At 62.1% G+C, this 16,719-nt stretch carries 9 protein-coding genes; 3 read left to right on the top strand and 6 right to left on the bottom strand.

Features of this window, described 5'->3' with window-relative positions:
• The first annotated feature begins 12 nt into the window (after positions 1 to 12).
• Together AXF13_RS09600 and AXF13_RS09595 are read left to right on the top strand one after the other, a co-directional pair.
• Positions 13 to 2,238, top strand: a complete 2,226-nt coding sequence (locus AXF13_RS09600; protein WP_062252910.1) for an HD domain-containing phosphohydrolase — start codon at positions 13 to 15, stop codon at positions 2,236 to 2,238.
• A 9-nt stretch (positions 2,239 to 2,247) separates the two neighbouring features.
• On the top strand, positions 2,248 to 3,495 hold the full coding sequence (locus AXF13_RS09595; protein ID WP_062252908.1) for a glycosyltransferase: 1,248 nt from the start codon (positions 2,248 to 2,250) through the stop codon (positions 3,493 to 3,495).
• A 119-nt stretch (positions 3,496 to 3,614) separates the two neighbouring features.
• On the opposite strand, the gene AXF13_RS09590 is transcribed toward AXF13_RS09595, so the two are convergent.
• The 3 genes from AXF13_RS09590 to AXF13_RS09580 form a co-directional block, all read right to left on the bottom strand.
• Positions 3,615 to 6,506, bottom strand: a complete 2,892-nt coding sequence (locus tag AXF13_RS09590; RefSeq protein WP_062252906.1) for an EAL domain-containing protein — start codon at positions 6,504 to 6,506, stop codon at positions 3,615 to 3,617.
• A gap of 69 nt (positions 6,507 to 6,575) precedes the next feature.
• Positions 6,576 to 8,615, bottom strand: coding sequence for an HD domain-containing phosphohydrolase (locus AXF13_RS09585; RefSeq protein WP_062252904.1), 2,040 nt, complete (start codon positions 8,613 to 8,615; stop codon positions 6,576 to 6,578).
• 7 nt (positions 8,616 to 8,622) lie between these two features.
• Positions 8,623 to 10,824: a CHASE2 domain-containing protein gene (locus AXF13_RS09580; RefSeq protein ID WP_062252902.1), complete on the bottom strand. Its 2,202-nt coding sequence runs from the start codon at positions 10,822 to 10,824 to the stop codon at positions 8,623 to 8,625.
• 395 nt (positions 10,825 to 11,219) lie between these two features.
• Here AXF13_RS09580 and AXF13_RS09575 point away from each other — a divergent pair, with 395 nt between their 5' ends.
• Positions 11,220 to 11,567: a hypothetical protein gene (locus AXF13_RS09575; RefSeq protein WP_062252900.1), complete on the top strand. Its 348-nt coding sequence runs from the start codon at positions 11,220 to 11,222 to the stop codon at positions 11,565 to 11,567.
• Between the two features lie 178 nt (positions 11,568 to 11,745).
• Here AXF13_RS09575 and AXF13_RS09570 read toward each other — a convergent pair whose 3' ends face one another.
• From AXF13_RS09570 to AXF13_RS09560, 3 genes are all read right to left on the bottom strand, one after another.
• Positions 11,746 to 13,092 carry a tetratricopeptide repeat protein gene (locus AXF13_RS09570; RefSeq protein WP_062252898.1) on the bottom strand — a complete coding sequence of 449 codons (1,347 nt, stop codon included), beginning with the start codon at positions 13,090 to 13,092 and terminating at the stop codon, positions 11,746 to 11,748.
• 16 nt (positions 13,093 to 13,108) lie between these two features.
• Positions 13,109 to 14,500, bottom strand: coding sequence for a FecR family protein (locus tag AXF13_RS09565; RefSeq protein WP_062252897.1), 1,392 nt, complete (start codon positions 14,498 to 14,500; stop codon positions 13,109 to 13,111).
• A gap of 441 nt (positions 14,501 to 14,941) precedes the next feature.
• Entirely contained in the window at positions 14,942 to 16,681 is a 1,740-nt protein-coding gene (locus AXF13_RS09560; protein ID WP_062252895.1) for a HAMP domain-containing methyl-accepting chemotaxis protein, read from the bottom strand.
• Positions 16,682 to 16,719 lie beyond the last annotated feature (38 nt).

Genomic DNA, 16,719 nt, shown 5'->3' with positions numbered 1-16,719 from the left:
AAGGAAAACATCATGGCACAGGATTCCTCAACTCAAAGCTCGCGCCGCAAACGGCGCACCGCGCTGATCATGCTGGCGCTGCTGGCGCTGGTAGCGGTTGCCGCGGCCGTGGCCTCGCACTGGATTCTGCAGACTTCCCAAAAACGGCTGCTGCGGGACATGGAACAGGACATGAGCACCCAGGCGGGCAACAAGGTGGCTTTGCTCACGGTCTGGTCCGGCACGCTCAAGGGCCAGGTGGAAGCCTTTGCCGGCCTGGACCTGTTGCGCCTGTTCGCGGCCGAGGCGGACGCCTCCAAGATCCCGGCGGAAAAACTGCTGGAACTGGCCCAGCGGCCGGAGCATGACGTGCCCCCGCCGCCGGAAATTCTGCCTGAAACGCCCTCGGATATTTCTGTGGACCAGGCAGAAGCGGGCGGCTACGCGGGCGATCCCGATCCCCTGGACAGCCTGGCCCCGCGTCTGCCCATGATGCTCAGGCAGTTAAAGGAATTTATCGAGAAGAACAGCCTTTGGGGCGCGTATCTGCTGAACGCGAATCTTGAAGCATATCTGGCTCCATCCGATGCGCCGCGGTTCAGCGAGGACCAGCGCTCCTTTCTGGCAACCGTGCTGCAGACCCGGCGACCCGTCATGCTGCCCGTGCGCCGCCAGGAGGGCGAGCTGGTCATGGACATGGCCTTTCCGGTCTTCGCGCCCCTCTATGTGGACGCCTCCGGGGAACGGGTGGTTTCCATCCTGGTGGCCACCTACAATGTGCTGCCCGTGGCCAGGGCCATTACCCGCACCGGCGACGACGGCATATTCAGCTCCGGCATCCTTCAGACCCACCGGCAGGACGTGCAGCTCATCAATCCCGCCGCGCGCTCCGGCACGCTGAATCTGCCCGGCTGGCGGCTGGACGGCGGCCGCCTGCCGCTGAGCCTGCGTGACGCGCCCACGGCCAGGGGCGGGGAAGTGCGGGCTTACACCCTGGCGCTGCCCGTGCCGGGCATGCCCTGGCTGGTCATGCAGGGCGTGGACGCGGCTCAGGCCGAGGCCCAGTACGCTGCCTTCCGCAAAAACGTGCTGATCGCCGCCGGACTGGTGACGGCCCTGGCCGGAATCGTCCTGGTGGCCCTGTGGTGGTGGCTGGTAGGCCGCCAGGAACGCGCCGTGGCGGACCAGATGCGCCGCCTCTATCTGGTGGTCAACCAGCAGAAACAGATCATGGACGGGGTGAATTCCGCGCTGTCGGCGGGCATTGTGCTCAACGACCTGAGCGGCGTGATCTACTATGTCAACCAGAGTTACGCCCGGATGACGGGCTTGAGCGTGGAGCAACTGCGCGGCCTGCCTCACAGCCGGTTGCCGTCGGATCTGGCCCGCAGCCTGGTGACGCATACCCTGGCCGTGAACCAGACGGAAGGCATGGCCAGCTTCACAGAAGCTCTGCCCGTGGAAGGGCGGACGCGCCACTTCCTGACGGCCTGCTCTCCCTTCCGGGACGACAAGGGCCGGATGTCGGGCGTGGTTTCGGTGTACAGCGACATCACCGAACTGGTGCTGGCCCAGCAACGCGCCCAGCATATGATCACCCAGACCGTGGCGGTCTTTGTGCGGGCTATCGAAGCCGTGGACCCCTATCTCTGCGGCCAGTCAACCTTCACGGCCCAGCTTTCCGTGACCCTGGCCTACTGCCTGGGCCTCAACGACGCCGAAACCCTGGCGACCCTGCGCACGGCGGCCAGCTTGTCCCAGATCGGCATGATCCAGCTGCCCAGGGAACTGCTGACCAAGACCGGCGCGCTTTCCGCCGAGGAACGGGCCCGGTTGCAGCGGCATGTGGAATACGCCCGGCGCGCCCTTACCGGCATTGATTTCGGCCTGCCCGTGCTGGAGGCCATCAGCCAGATGTATGAACGCCTGGACGGCTCGGGCTATCCGGAGGGGCTCAAGGGCGACCAGATCTGCCTCAACGCCCGCATCCTGGCCGTGGCCAATACCTTCTGCGCCCTCGTGCGGCCGCGTTCTTACCGCATGGCCCACGGCATGGAGCGGGCCATGGCGATTCTCAACGAGACGCCCCGCAAATATGATCCGCAGGTGGTGCGTGCCCTGCAGGGCTTTTTGCAGACCGGCCAGGGCCGGGAATTTTTTCAGAAGCTGCGCGATGAAAAGGGCGGCGAAGAGGACGAGGCCCGGAGCAGCGGGAGAGAAGAGAGCGCTCAGCATGGGGCGGGCGGCATTCCGACATAAGGCGGCCATATGCGTATTCTATTTTTACACGGCTCCTTTCCCGGCCCGTTCCGGCTGCTGGCCCACAGCTTCGGCGCCGGGCAGGAAAACACGGTGCTCTTTCTGTCCGAAACCGGCCAGAAGGGGGGGCTGCCAGGCGTGCGCCGTTTGCGCCTGGCCCCGCCGCTCAGCCACGCCAGCGACGATCCAGCCGAGCGCGAGGCCGTGCTCCGTTTCCGGCGCGGGGCCAGGGCGGGCAATGCCATGCTGGGTCTGCGCAAAGACGGCTTTGCGCCCGATCTGGTCTGCGCTTCCTCTTCCGCGGGCGGCAGCCTTTACGTGCGGGATATTTTCCCCGAGGCCTTCTATCTGGTGCAGGCGGACTGGTTTTACAACCAGGGGGAGAGCCATTGCTTCTTCAACCGGGGACGGCCCCGCCCCCCGGCGGATTTCGCCCCGGCCAGGGTGCGCAACCTCTGGGAATACAATGCCCTGGGCGACGCGGATCTGGCGGTGATCTCCTCGGAATGGCAACGTGGCCAGTATCCCGAGTTTCTGGCGCAACGCCTCCGGGTACTGCACAGCGGCGTGGACACGGCCTTTTTTTCGCCCGCGCCCGTGGCGGGCTTTGCGGGCGGCGGCCTTGACCTTGCCGACGCGGACGAACTGATAAGTTTTTCCGGCCCGCTGCACGACACGGCACGTGGTTTCGCGCAGTTTGTGCGTTGTCTGCCGCGCCTGCTGGAATTGCGTCCCGCCTGCCATGTGCTGGTGGCCTGGCCCGCGCCGGAGAGCCACGGCGGCCGTTCCGGCGAGGAAGCCCGGCGGCGCGAGGCGGAAGCCCTGTGCCGGTGCCGCGAGGATCTGCCGCTTCCGCCCGAGGCCCGCGCCCGTGTGCATCTGCTGGGGCCGTGCCCGCTGAATGAGTACCGCCGGATGTTGCGGGCCTCCACGGTGCATGTCTATCTGACGGCCCCGTATGCGCTGTCCACCGGCATTCTGGAGGCCATGGCCTGCGGCGGCCTGGTGGTGGGATCGGACACCGCGCCCGTGCGCGAAGTGCTTCGCCACGGGGTCAACGGTTTTCTCTGCGATTTCTGGGATGCGCGGGCCATGGCCGAAACCGTGGCCGGAGTGGCGGCTCGCGCCCCCCGGTTGGCCTTTATCGGACAGGAGGCGCGCAGCGCCGTACGGCGGGACTATGATGCCGCCGCCCAGGTGGAACGTCTGAGAAGCGTGGTTCTGGAAAGCATGGCCGCGCGGAACGGAACCGCCTGACGATCTTCTTTGCCCGAAAGCGTCCGCCTTGAAACGGAGAACCGCCCGGCACGGATTCAGAAAAATCCGTGCCGGGCGGCAATTTTCAGCATCCTGAGGCAAACCAGCTCAGAGGGGACTTACACCGGCAGCCGGGCCCCTTTTTGCAGAAGCTGTTCAAAATCCCGCCTGGGCATGGGTTTGGCGTAAAAAAAGCCCTGGGCGTTGCGGCAGCCCAGCTGGATGAGGATATCCGCCTGCTCCCCGGTTTCCACGCCTTCGCAAATGACCGACATGCCCAGTTCCGTAGCCATGCGGATGACGTTGCTGAGCACGATCTGTTCCCGCGCGCCGAGAATGTTGCGCTGGACAAAGCTGCGGTCCAACTTGAGCACGTCGGCCATGATCTGCTGGATCTGGCCCAGTGAGGAATAGCCGGAACCAAAGTCGTCGATGGCAATCAGGAAGCCGCGTTCCTTCAACTGCATGATCTGGGCGCAGGCGGATTCCGGGTTGCTCATGATGGAACTTTCGGTGATTTCCACTTCCAGCAGCGCGTGGGGCACTTCATAACGGGCGGCGATGTCCGCCAGTTGCCGTGGAAAATCCGCCCGGTCGAAATGCAGGCTGGAAAAATTGCAGGACACCGGGTGAACAGGCAGGCCCTGCTTGTTCCACTGGCTCAGAGCCTTGCAGACCTGTTCGAAAACATAGATGTCGATCTGGACCACCGCGCCGTTGCGCTCGAACAGGGGCATGAAGCGGCCAGGCATGAGCAGGCCGCGCGCCGGGTGATTCCAGCGCACCAGCGCCTCGCTGCCGATGATTTCGCCGCTGGGCATGTCCACCTTGGGCTGGAACCATGCCGTCAGTTCGCCCTGTTCCAGGGCATTTTCCAGGTGCCCGCTCAATTCCTGCTGCAACAGGGCGTCCTGGCGCATTTTTTCGTCATAGAGCACCAGAGGGCCGCGCATGGTCAGTTTGGCGTTTCTGCGGGCGTAGTTGGCCAGATCCAGCATGAGATGGATATTGTGCTTTTCCGTCTTGTTCACCAGATAAGCGCCGAAGGCCGTGCCTATTTTGTAGGGAAGGCCCTGGGCATAGCGCCAGACGTCCAGGGACTGGGCCATGTCTTTGGTGCGCGCCAGCAGTTGTTCCCAGCCTTGGTAGCGCAACAACAGGATGAAGTGGTCGGCGGAAACGCGCGCGCAACGCTCGCCCTGGCCGACGCTGTCCCGCAGAATGGCCGCGTAGGCGCGGAGCAGTTCGTCGCCCACGGCAAAACCGAAGTTGTCGTTGACGATCTTGAACTGGCTGATGTCGCCGTAGAGCAGGGCGTATTCGTTTTTGGAACCGGCCAGCAGCTGGTTGCATTCCACATAGAACTTGTCGATATTGTCCAGGCCGGTCAGCCGGTCCCTGTAGAGCAGGGATTGGATCTGCACATTGTGCCTGGATTTCATGGCCAGGCTGTATGCCAGCAAGAGGATGATCAGGCCGAATACGGCCACAATGCCGCTGATGACCTCCGCCGGGTGCTCGGCCACAAAATCACGCAGGCGGATGCTGCGGGGCTTGATGGTATTTTTCAGCACCAGGTCGTCCATCTCTTCCATGGAGGTGTACTGGACGCACTTGTCCAGAATGGCGAACAAACGGGGATCGGCATGGCGGGAAACGCCGATGCGCAACTGGCTGGTGTATCTGCCCAGGGGCGTCGCGTTCAGTGCGGCGTAACGCGGTTCGGCCCGCAGGTAGTTGACGATATGGGCATTGGCGTAGGTGACGTCGGCCTTGCCTTCCAGCAGGGCATCGAAACATTCTTTCACGGAATCGTAATACAGAATTTTTTTGCCGGGATTCTCCTCGGCGATGCTCTTGGAAAGCCAGTAGCCCTGCTGCAGGGCAATGGTTTTGATCTCTCCTCCCTGCCTCGGGCGGACCAGAAGGGCCGGGCTGCTCAGGTATTCGCCGGTGGTATTGAGGTTGTAGTGTTTATTCCAGAGGTAGTCTCCGGCCATGACACAGACCACATCAATCTCGCCCTTGGCGGCCATTTCCAGCCCCTTCAACTGGGGCAGCGGTATAAAGTCAAAGAGCAGGCCGCTCTCGCTCTCGATATGCTTGAAAAGGTCCGCCACCACGCCGATAAAGCGGCCTGTCGCGGGATCCGTATATTCCAGAGGCGCCCAGCTGGGATCATACGAGGCTTTGATAATCTTTTTCTTGGCGATGAACGCCTCTTCCTGCTCGGTAAAAACGGGCTTCTGCTCCGTGCTGACCGAGAAATACTTGGCGTGCAGGCGCATGGCGTAATAGGGATCGCGCAGGTCGATGATGTTCATGGCCTTGTTGATGCGGGCCAGCAGATCCGGCCGGTCCTTGGCCACGGCAATATACATGGGCTCCGGCGAAAACTGGGCCACGCTGCGGAAAATGCTGTTGCGGCCCAGGTGGGTGATGGCCACGCCGTCCAGGGTTTTGTCCGCCAGCGCGTCAAGCAGGCCGGCGGTTTCCGCATAGGGAACAATGATCAGGTCCAGGCCGTTGTCCCGGCAGTACTGGCGGAATTTTTCGCCGTCCTTGCTGTTGGCGATGATGCCCACCTTCATGCCCCGGAAGGAGGGAAAGTCCTCATAGGAGTAACGCCCGTCGTCCGCCCGGACGTTGAGCGTGGTGTACAGGCTCAGCATGGGCAGCTCGGAAAAAAGCATCTTCTTGGCCCGTTCCGGCGTGTAGTACACGGCGGGCAAGATGTCGATTTCGCCTTTTTCGAGCATCTCCAGGGTATGTTCCCAACTCACGCCGTCCACCACCTGGTAGGTCAGGCCGCTGAATTTGGAAATCTCCTGCAGATATTCAAAATTGAAGCCGACATACTCGCCGCTGTGAGTGCGGCGCATATAGTCGCCGTCTTCGTAATAGCCGACGCGGGCCGTTTCCGTGCCTTCCATGGCGCGCAAGGAGAGAGGAGCCGACAGAAAACAGATGGTCAGAAGCACGCTCAGAATGCGCGAAAAGGGAGACGTCATACGCTGGCTCTCTTCACGATGTTCTCTCTCTCTCTCTCTCTCTCTCTCTCTCTCTCTCTCTCTCGGTGTTCACGCGTCCTCCAGGTCAGGAAAGCGCTTGCAGATGGCGGTAATCACGTCGTGGATTTCCATAAAGACATCCACCAGTTCCGGGTCGAAATGGCTTCCCGAGTCGTTGCGCAGAATGTCCAGAGCGTCTTTTACATCCCAGGCTTCCTTGTAGCAACGCCGGGAAATAAGCGCGTCATAGACGTCGGCAATGGCCGTGATCCGGGCTTCCAGGGGGATGTCCGTACCGGACAGCAGGGGATGCTTGTCCGAACCGGTATAGCCCGAACCGTTCCATTTCTGGTGGTGGTGCAGGGCGATGGTATGGGCCAGCATGTCCACATCCTGAGTGGCGTTTTCAAACAGCCTGGCGCCCATGACCGCATGCTTTTCCATGATTCGGCGTTCCTCGGGCGTGAGGCGGCCGGGTTTTTTCAGGATGGCGTCGGGTATGCCCACCTTGCCCACGTCATGGAGCATGGCCGCCAAGCGCAAACGGCCCTTGGCCGCGCGGATTTCCTCGGCGCTCAGGCCGTGTTTTTCCGCCCAGCGGTGGTAGATTTCAGCGGCCATGGCCCCCACCCGGCGCACATGGCTGGCCGTCTCGCGCGGGTCACGCAACGAGGCCGTCCTGAGCATGCGCAGAATCAGGTCATTAGCCAGGCGCGCCCGTTCCAGGGAATTGCCGGCCAGCATCACCAGGCGGCCCACATAGCGTACCGTGTTGGGCGGGAAGGCCTGGATCCGGCCGTTTTTTACGCTGTTGATCAGTTGCAGGACGCCGAGAATCCTGTTCTGCACGTCCGTAAAGGGCACGGTGAGCATGGAAACCGTGCGATATCCCGTGGCAAGGTCAAAGGCGTCGTTGAAGGTATAGGGCTCGCTCCGGGGAATGGCGCGCACGTCCGGGATGTTCAGGACGCGGCCCGTGCAGGCCACGAAACCGGCGATGGAAGCGGTGTCCAGGGGCAGGCTGGCGTTAAGGTAGGCGTATTTATTGGCTTCCGAGCCTGGAAACAGCGTGTCGTTGGCCGCGTAGGAAAAAACCAGGCTGTTGTTTTCCAACAGGTAGATGGTTCCCGCATCGGCGTTGCTCAAGGCGCGGGCCTGATTCAGGACGCTGTCCAGAACAACGTTGGTGTCGGAAAAGTGTGAAATGCGATGGAAGAAATCGCAGAGTTTGCAGTTAATGGACTCCAGGCTTTCTTCCCGCTCTTCCGTTTCGCCGCCGTCAGCCGTGATCAGCATGCCCTGGCAGCCCAACTGGAGGGAAATCGGCAGGCGGCAGTTTTCACGCAGGGCGTCAAAAACCTTATCCAGCTCCCTGTCGCAGTAGGAAGGGTCGTAATGGGTGTAGATCAGGTGTTTGACGCCGCGTCCGGCCAGGAGCGCGGGCCACTGCTCCATGGCGCTGTGCCCCCACCCTTGGTGCAGGGGGTAGTCTTTGAGAAAATAATGCCCGTCCACCAGGGCCACATCCGCTCCGGCCATGAAATCCAGCAGGCGTTTCGTGGCCTTGCTGTCGCCCTTGTCGCCGCATTCGTGGTCGCCGGTAAAAACGAAGCTCCAGCCGTCGGCCTCAATGCGGTAGGCCGCGCAGGAACCGGGGTGGGCTGTGGGACAGGTTTTCACCGTCATGTCGTCCACCTGGAACTGCTCGCCGGGCGTGAATTCCAGGATGGGCCGCCGGGGCAGTTCCCGCCAGGGCACGGGAAAATGTTTTTCGTCAAAGATTTCCAGCAGGTTTTGGGAGAAAGGAACGTCTCCGGCAAGAACGGGGCCGCGCAGGCTCAGGTGCCAGTTGGGATTGTAAAGCGGCTTGAAATGGGGCAGGCCCTGAAGGTGGTCCCAATGGGCGTGGCTGAAACAGATGGTGCAATCCGTGGGGATTTCATGATCCATGCTGTCGCCCAGGGCGTGGATGCCGGTACCGGCATCCAGAATCAGGCGGCCGCCTGATTCGCTCCTGACTTCAATGCAGGTCGTGTCGCCCCCGTAACGCGTCATTTGCGGCGAGGACACGGGGACGGAACCTCGCGTCCCCCACAGCCGGATTTTCATGTCAATCTCATTTGCTGTTAAACGTCCAGATACCATCCCAATTTTCGGGCGGGTCCGCGCAAAGCGCCGCGCAACGGCCGCTGTATAATTCGTAAAGTACGTTACTCTCAGTGGAGGATTCGCGCAAGCGCCCGAATAGTCTTCCGGCGGCGGTAAAATTCCCCTGTATATAGCATTGCAGCGCGTCTCGCGCGGTGGCGAATTCCGCTTCGCGGCGCCGGGCTTCCTCCTGCTCATGCACGGAAAAGATGGCTACCGGCCTGGATTTGCCCTTGACCCGGATGCTGTCCAGGGCGCGGAAGTAAAAGGCCGCGCCGCAGCGCTCCGCCATGGCGCCGCTGACCACGACGCTCACCCCGTATTTGGCGCACATGCCCTCCAGGCGCGAGGCCAGATTGACCGTGTCGCCGATGCAGGTGTAGTCCAGCAGATCCTCGGACCCCATATTGCCCACGTAGACCGGCCCGCAGTGCAGGCCCGCGCCGATGCGCAGGCGCACGCCGAATTCCTTTTCCAACACGGGATTGAGCCCGCGCAGCAGGGCCTGCATGCGCACGGCGGCGGCCACGGCGCGCCGGGGATGGTCCGGCACGTCCAGGGGGGCGTTCCAGAAGGCCATGATGGCGTCGCCGATAAACTTGTCCAGCGTGCCGCCGCTGTCCCGCACACAGGCGGTCATGGGCGTGAAATAGCGGTTGAGCAGGGCCACCACCTGTTGTGGCTCCAGCTTTTCCGAGAGGCTGGTGAAGCCGCGTATGTCGGTAAACAGCACACTGACGTCGCGTTCCTCACCGGCGAAGATGTCGCCTTCGCGCGCGGCGATGCGGGCCACGACCTCCGGCGCCACATAGCGGCTGAAAGCCTGGCGCAGTACGCGCTTCTGTCTTTCCTCCTGCCAGAAGCGCACGGGCAGGATGCAGAGCCCCTGAGCCAGGATGGTCAGCACCACATAGAGCGGGGAAATGAACTGGCCCTGGGCGAAAAGATGGCCGGAGCCCCAGATCGCGCCACCGGCCAGGAGCAGGCAGGCCGGGCCGTAAATAAAGGCGCGGGTGAAGCTGAATACCAAAGCCGCGGTCAGTCCGGCCAGCAGGATCGCCAGGGCCTGGATGCCGGGCGTGGCATCCGGCTGTACGATGTGGTCCTGGTTCAGGATGGCGTCCACCACCGCGGCGTGCACTTCCACGCCGGGATAGACCGCGTCGAAGGGCGTGGCGCGAATATCCTGAAGCCCGGCCGCGGACGTGCCCACAAACACGACCCGCCCCTCCAGCTGCTCCGGCGGCACGCGTTTTTCCAGAATGTCCACGGCGCTGTAATAGGGGTAGACGCCGCGCGGACCCTTGAAGGGCACGCGCATCAGGCCCCGTGTCGAAACCGGGATGCGGTAGGGCCCCAGCCGGATTTCCGTGAGACCCTCGGGGCCGGAGCGCAGAATCATGGTTTTGACGTCCAGGCCGCGCATCAGGGCACGCAGGGAGAGGTTGGCGTAAATATTGTCGCCCAGGCGGTAGAGCAGGGGCACTTCGCGCACCACGCCGTCCGTGCCGGGGGCCACGTTGATGGCCCCTGTCGGCGCGGCCCGGCTGAAAACAGGCAGGGGCAGCAGGGCCGACGTGGCGCGCAGCACGGTATCGCGCGGCGGCGGCGCGCCCGCGGGCGTCTGCTCGGCCAGCCCCGTGGGGCGGGGCAGGGATGAGGGCGGGGCTTTATACGGGTCGAACTGCATGAATACGCCGAGCACCGCGGGACTGCGGGCCAGCGTCGCGGCCAGCATGGCGTCGTTGTCCGCCAGGCCGGGGGGCAGCTTTTGCAGATCAAGTTCCACCCCGAAATCCTTGCGCAGCCGCTGGCGCAGCAGATTGGGCGAACTGCGGTCCGGCTCGGCCAGCAGAATATCCAGAGCCACGGAGGCCGCGCCGTTTCGGGTCAGATTGTCGATAAGCCGGGCCACCAGGTAGCGGGGCCAGGGCCACTGGCCGTATGCGGCCAGGCTTTTTTCATCGATGTCCACCACCACGGGCGCATCCGAGGGCGGCGGCGCCCGCCGGGAAGTCAGAAAAAGATCGTATATTTCATTGTCGAGCTGCCGAAGCAGGGGCGGCTGCAACAGGTACAGCAACAGCATCAGGCCGCTGACGGCCAAGCCGGGCAACAGGGCCAGGGCCGCGCGCCGCAAGGCCGGATGTCGGGATAGTGGTCTGGACATGCTCCTCCGGCCCTCCTGGTGGCTGGTGCCTCACTCTGCCTCAAGGACGGCGAAGGTTCAAGGACGCGGTTCGGATACTCCTGAAGCCAAACTTGGGACGGGCGCGTAAAACTGGGGATAAAGGGTATGGAGCATTCTTGCACGCTGCTTCGAGCCGTGCGGAGATACCTGTTCCGATACGGCGCATGCGAATGCGCAGAGAGAAGCAGGCTCTTTGATGTGACAGGCAACGTTCCCTATGTGCAGTGCGTTATTAAGCGGCGGAGTCCTTTCTGCCCGGTGGTTCTGCCGGGATGCGGGATAGTTGACAGTTTTTGATTTGTTATTCTATAATTATACAAGATGTGCTACTAGGCTGTGATTATGTACTAAAATTTTGAAGTACGGAGGCCGCCATGGAAAATGCCCTGGAATTCAAACCGGCAAGTACGCGTTATGATACGGGCAGAAAATTTAACGGCCGCATCATCTGGGGGCAGGATTTTCATTGTCCCCGCCTGCCCGCCTTTGCGGAAGGCGGTTTCGCCCATGGCATTGACGATGCGTATTTTTTCTGCGGCGCATCCGGAATCGGGCTGAGTTCGGTCAATGGAGAAAGTTTCATTTTCCCCTTTGCCGCGCCCGCTGATGGTGAAAATGTGGGCCTTATCGCAACTCCTACCCATGTTTTTGTAACTGTGGGAAGAGATCGCTCGCGATATTCCGCCTGCATCAGTGTCTTTTTCGTCACCAAAGGCGACTGATGTCGGAGTGAAAACGTGTCTTTTATCGGCGTGACGGCATGTATCCTCATCACACGGGCGGGGCCTGCGGCTCCGCCTTTTTCTACCGGTGCGGCGCTGAATAACGCCGTACTGTTCCAGAGAGCGGACACGCGAGGTCGTCTCTGGTTTTCAGTGCGCCGCCTCCGCGCCGTCAGCCTCAGAACGTCCAGGCCAGGCCCATATTGAAGGTATACTGCCGGTAAGTATAGAGCGGGGAGGAGGAGCGGGTGTCCACATACTGCACGCCGGCCTCCGCCTGGAGGCTGGAGGTCAGGTTGTACAGGGCGAACAGCCCGGTACGGCAGACCGTGTCCCGGCGGTATTCCTGTTCCAGCACGGTGGCCGGGCCGTCATAGTTTTCGCGGCGCATGCTGGCAAAGGGCAACAGTTGGAACTTGTCCGTAACTTTGAGGCGCAGGCGCAGACTGGCCTCCAGGCCGTGGTAGCTGTAATCGGGGGTGTCCACGGCCGAACCCAGGGCGCGCATCCCCAGGGTCATCTCATGGCCGGACGAACCCAGCAGCACACGCATGTATTCCCCCACCCACCAATAGGTGCCGTCGCGGCCGATATCCAGGGTATAGGCACGCTTTTCCACGGCGGCGCGGGTGATCAGCTGCAGGTTGGGCAGCGCCGCCCAGACGAAAGTGCCCTCCGGCCCCAGCACGCTCACGCGCTGGTCCAGGCTCTGGTCGGCCATTTCTCCCTTGACGCGCAGTTCGGCGAGGGTTCTGGAGGACATATGCCGCAGCCCCAGCGCGGCCCGGCCCCAGGAAAAGTCGTTGTTGACGGGCAACTTGGGATTGCCGTTCCAGCGCTTGAAAAAAGCGATGTCCGAAACGAACCACCAGGCGCTGTCCTCTCCCAGCCGCCAGCCCGCGTCCAGCATGCCGTTGAGGTAGGAGCCCCAGCTGTCCACGGCCTTGACCCCGTGCACGGTCAGATTGTCGAAAAGCCCGAGGCTCATCTTGTCCGAAGCCGGACCCTGATTGGCGTTGGAGTCGTACATGACGCCGCCGCTGAGCCGGCCGTGGGCCTGAAAGCGGGACTGAACGCTTTCCAGGCTGTCCAGCACGCGAGCGATACGCTCTTCCGTAAGGGTCGGGTCGTACTGGCGGGCCAGATCCAGTTCGCGGCGGGCCGCGCCCCTGTCGCCCAGGCGCAGATAGACATCGGCCAGGGAGCGGCGCAGCTTGGCGTCCGCCGGGTAGCGGTCGATGAGTCGTTCAAAGGCCAGCATGGCCTGGGAATAGCGCCGGGTGCGGGCGGCGGCCAGAGCCAGGCCGTAATTGGTCTCGTCATTGTCCGGCTCTTCGCGTAGCAGGCGCATGTAGAGCTGATAGGCCTCCTCGTAGCGGCCTTTGTTGACGAGCGTTTTGGCCTGGGCGCGGCTTTGGTCCAAAGCCAGATCAAGGGCGGGCAACGACGCCGCCGTTGCCCGCAGGGGAAAAAGCAGCAGAAATAAAATAATCCACAGCAGACACGGATGCAGATAACGGAGCATGTTTCGTGTGGGCTGGTTAATGTGCCTTATGACCACAGCCGGTGTCGCCGCCGATGGAAACGCCGTGTTGCTGGGTGTTGACTTCCCACTGGTCAACGGTCAGAGATTCCTTGTCCGGCGACAGGCTGCCAGCAATATTGCCGGTAACATTTCTATCTTCGGGAAGGTTGCCGGTTTCAGTCATATGCTCGAAACCCAAGGTAAAGTCAGAACCGGTGAGCTGACCGCTGCCGTCTGTGCCCTCATACCGCGTGCCGCTGTGTTCTACATACATAGTGCCCTTGTCCAGCACGCCGCTGCCCAGATTCACATCGAAGCTAAATCCGCCGTGAAGATCTTCCGCGCTTCTCGAACCCAGCCCCCCCACATAGCTGGCGCTAAGCCCGCCAGGATTGTCACCCGCGCCGGGCGTGAGGTCGCCGCCGGGCATGGGGTCAGGAGTGAGATCACCGCCGGGCGTGGGATCAGGCGAGGAGCCGTCGGGGGCAGAACTATCGGCAAGATTACCTACGCCGTGCAGGGTTTCTTCATTGCTTTTGGGAGCTGTGGCGGCGACCTGGTTGACTGTAGTGTCGCCTTTGCCGGCCACGCTGTGCCCTCCGGAGGGATCTTCCACGCCGGACGCGCCCATGGAAGCGGGAGTACCCGTTGTTGCCGGGTTTTTGGCAGGAGTCGATGATTGCGCCTGAGGTCGGGCCGCCGTTGACGTACCCCGAGCCGCAGAATTGCCCGTAGCGACGGTTTGCGGGGCTTGGCGGGTCTGGCGCGTCACTGTCTGGACAGCGTTCATTTCAGCGGGCGTGGCCGGGCGCAGCACATTGCCGGCGGCTCCCGCTTCGGTGGTCAGGCCGGCTTTGGGCATTTCCGTGTTCTGGCCTGTGGCGGTATTGAGCACACTGACGGTGTGGCCCGCGCCCAATTGGCTGAGGATGAATTTGCTCTGGGAGGGACTGCGCACGTCGGCGGTCAGAATAGTGCCGCGAATGCCCACCGTGGCGTGTGGCGTGGTGACTTTGAAACCTTCGCGGTTTTGCTCCACCACCTTGCCGGTGACCACCCGGGCCAGGCCCCGGCCCACGCCCATGGCGAAGCTGGCCTTGGCCGGTCCGCCGAAGCTGAAATCAGCAATATTGACCATGCTGTCCGGCGCTACGGCCACCGTGGTGTCGTCGGCGAAAAGCAGTTGCAGCTTGCCGGTGGCGTCGGTGCTGACCTGGTCCTCTTTATACAGCGGGTCTTTCAGTTTGAGGGGCGCGCGCACATTTCCGCGCTGCACAAAGGCCCCCGGCGTCACGGCGATGACACGCGCGGCTTCGGCGGGCTGGGAGGACGCGGCAAAGCCCGGAGCGGCAAGAAGCAGACTGAGACAACAGAATGCTGCCCAGAAAAAGAGGCGCTGGATAAACATACATGCCTCCGCGAAGGAGAAAAGTGTGGAGCACGTTCGTTTCAAAGGAAGAAACGGCAATAATCCGACATTATTAGAGCAAGTCACGGTTGAAATGAGTGAATTGCTCCGGTGGCCGTGTAAGCGGACCCCCAAACCCAAGTGCAAACCGCGTTTTAGCGTTGCTGTCGGTATCCATATGGCTCGAAGACCCGCCAACGGCTAACGCTTCCACGGCACACGGACGGCATGGAGTTTGAAATATAACATTTCAAACGTAAAATGCTGTAAAGAGGGAATACCCGTAAGACTCCGTCGGCGCCACATGAGAGTACGGAAAGCACGGCCGCCAAGCCGGAACATACAGACTTTTTAGGGCCTATACCCGGAACAGAGCCGTGTCAAGGCGGCGTCCCGGACGACGGGAAATCGGGCTCCGGCCCGATCCCCCGCCGGGCGGCATCAGCTCTGCTTCATTTCCTGGATCAGAAGCGTGAGGCCCTGCGCCTGGGCGGCCAGGTCAGAAACGGCCTTGGCCGCCTCGGCCATGGCATCGGCGGTCTGCCGGGACATGTCGTTGACCTGGACGATGGAATGGTTGATTTCCTCGCTGGCCGCCGACTGCTCTTCACTGGCCGTGGCAATGGCGTTGACCTGGTCCGCCGTGCCCTCCACCGTGGAGACAATGGCTTCCAGGGCCTGGCCCGAGGCATTGGCGTATTCCGTGGCCTCTTCGATCCGGACCACGGCGTCGTCCACCGAGGCCGTGCTCTTGGCCGTGCTTGCCTGAATGGCGCTGATGGCGTTGCCCACATCCTGGGTGGAACTCATGGTCTTTTCGGCCAGTTTGCGCACTTCGTCGGCCACCACGGCAAAGCCGCGTCCGGCCTCGCCCGCGCGGGCCGCCTCAATAGCGGCATTCAGGGCCAGCAGGTTCGTCTGGTCCGCAATGTCGGAAATCACATTCATGATCCGGCTGATGGCCTGGGCGTGTTCGTTGAGCTGGACCATGTCTCCTTTGAGCTCCACGGAAACCTGGTGCACCTTGTTGATGCTCTGAAGGGATTTTTTCACAATGCGCGCGCCGTCCTCGGCCTTGGCCTTGGTTTTGGCGGAAGCGCCGGAAGCAGCGCCGGCGTTTCTGGCGACTTCCTGCACGGTGGCGTTCATTTCGTTCATGGCCGTGGCCGCTTCTGAGAGGCGCTGGGCGGATTCCGCCGCGCCCCGGTCGGACTGCTCGATCTGGGCGGAAAGCTCGGTGGAGGCCGAGGAAACCACGTTGGCCACTTCTTCCAGCCTGTCGGCGGCAATCAGCATGGCCTCGGTCTTGGCCTGGGCCTGCTCGCCGGCGGCCTCCGCGCGACGCATGGCCTCCTCGGCTTTACGGGACTGCTCCCTGGCGTTTTCCGATTCCCGGCGAGCGGTTTCGATATGGCCCTCCAAGGCTTTGACCATGGCCACGATGGAGCCGTACACGCCGATTTTGGGGCTGCCGTCGTCAATATTGTAGTCGCCGTGCTCCACGCGCATGGCGATGGAATTTAACGCGCCAGGGTCCTTGCCGAGTTGGCGGATGACGTTGCGCACGATCAGCACGATCAGCACGATTGCGGCAAGGATGGCCGCGATGGTCAGGCCGATGCCGATATTCCGGGCCTGCGCGTAGACCTCGTCTCCCTGGCGGTTGACCATGTCGGCGTTGTCCGTGGCGTAGGTCACCAGGGCATTGATGGTGTCGCAAAGCTCGAGATATTCCTTGTGCGATTCCCTGATCAGAAAATTCACGGCCTGCTCGTTTTTCTGTTCCCGCGACATGGTGAGCATTTTGTCCGAGCTGGCGAAGTAGTCCCGGCTTTCCTTCTTGACGTTGTCCAGCTTTTCCCTGCCTTCCGGGGTATGGATCAAGCCTTGCAAGGTGTTGAGATACGCGGAGAGCTTTTCCCGCCATTGGATGATTTCCTTGTCAATGCGGGCGATGATCGCCGGGTCCGTGGCGTAGACGTGCCGCACTTCGGCAATGCGGTGTTCCGACATGTCGTTGTTATATTGACCAGCCACACTGATGGTGGGAATGTTGCGGTGGGCCAGGGTGGTGACGAAATCGTTGACCTTATCCAGCTCCATCAGCAAAAATCCTGCCAGAATGGTCATCAGGACCGTCAGTACGGCCATGCTCAAACAGATTTTTGTCGACAGCTTCATGGCTGTTCCTCACTAGAGTATATTTTATTGGGATATAG

The sequence above is a fragment of the Desulfovibrio fairfieldensis genome, assembly GCF_001553605.1.
In the GTDB taxonomy this organism is placed as follows: domain Bacteria; phylum Desulfobacterota; class Desulfovibrionia; order Desulfovibrionales; family Desulfovibrionaceae; genus Desulfovibrio; species Desulfovibrio fairfieldensis.
The sequence above is the reverse complement of the archived record's forward strand: the minus strand, read 5'-3'. Positions and strand labels throughout refer to the sequence as shown.

Bases quoted from the DNA above. Each gene is read 5' to 3' on its own strand.
- AXF13_RS09600 (WP_062252910.1), top strand. From the start codon at position 13: ATGGCACAGGATTCCTCAACTCAAAGCTCGCGCCGCAAACGGCGCACC.
- AXF13_RS09595 (WP_062252908.1), top strand. From the start codon at position 2,248: ATGCGTATTCTATTTTTACACGGCTCCTTTCCCGGCCCGTTCCGGCTG.
- AXF13_RS09590 (WP_062252906.1), bottom strand. From the start codon at position 6,506: ATGACGTCTCCCTTTTCGCGCATTCTGAGCGTGCTTCTGACCATCTGT.
- AXF13_RS09585 (WP_062252904.1), bottom strand. From the start codon at position 8,615: ATGAAAATCCGGCTGTGGGGGACGCGAGGTTCCGTCCCCGTGTCCTCG.
- AXF13_RS09580 (WP_062252902.1), bottom strand. From the start codon at position 10,824: ATGTCCAGACCACTATCCCGACATCCGGCCTTGCGGCGCGCGGCCCTG.
- AXF13_RS09575 (WP_062252900.1), top strand. From the start codon at position 11,220: ATGGAAAATGCCCTGGAATTCAAACCGGCAAGTACGCGTTATGATACG.
- AXF13_RS09570 (WP_062252898.1), bottom strand. From the start codon at position 13,092: ATGCTCCGTTATCTGCATCCGTGTCTGCTGTGGATTATTTTATTTCTG.
- AXF13_RS09565 (WP_062252897.1), bottom strand. From the start codon at position 14,500: ATGTTTATCCAGCGCCTCTTTTTCTGGGCAGCATTCTGTTGTCTCAGT.
- AXF13_RS09560 (WP_062252895.1), bottom strand. From the start codon at position 16,681: ATGAAGCTGTCGACAAAAATCTGTTTGAGCATGGCCGTACTGACGGTC.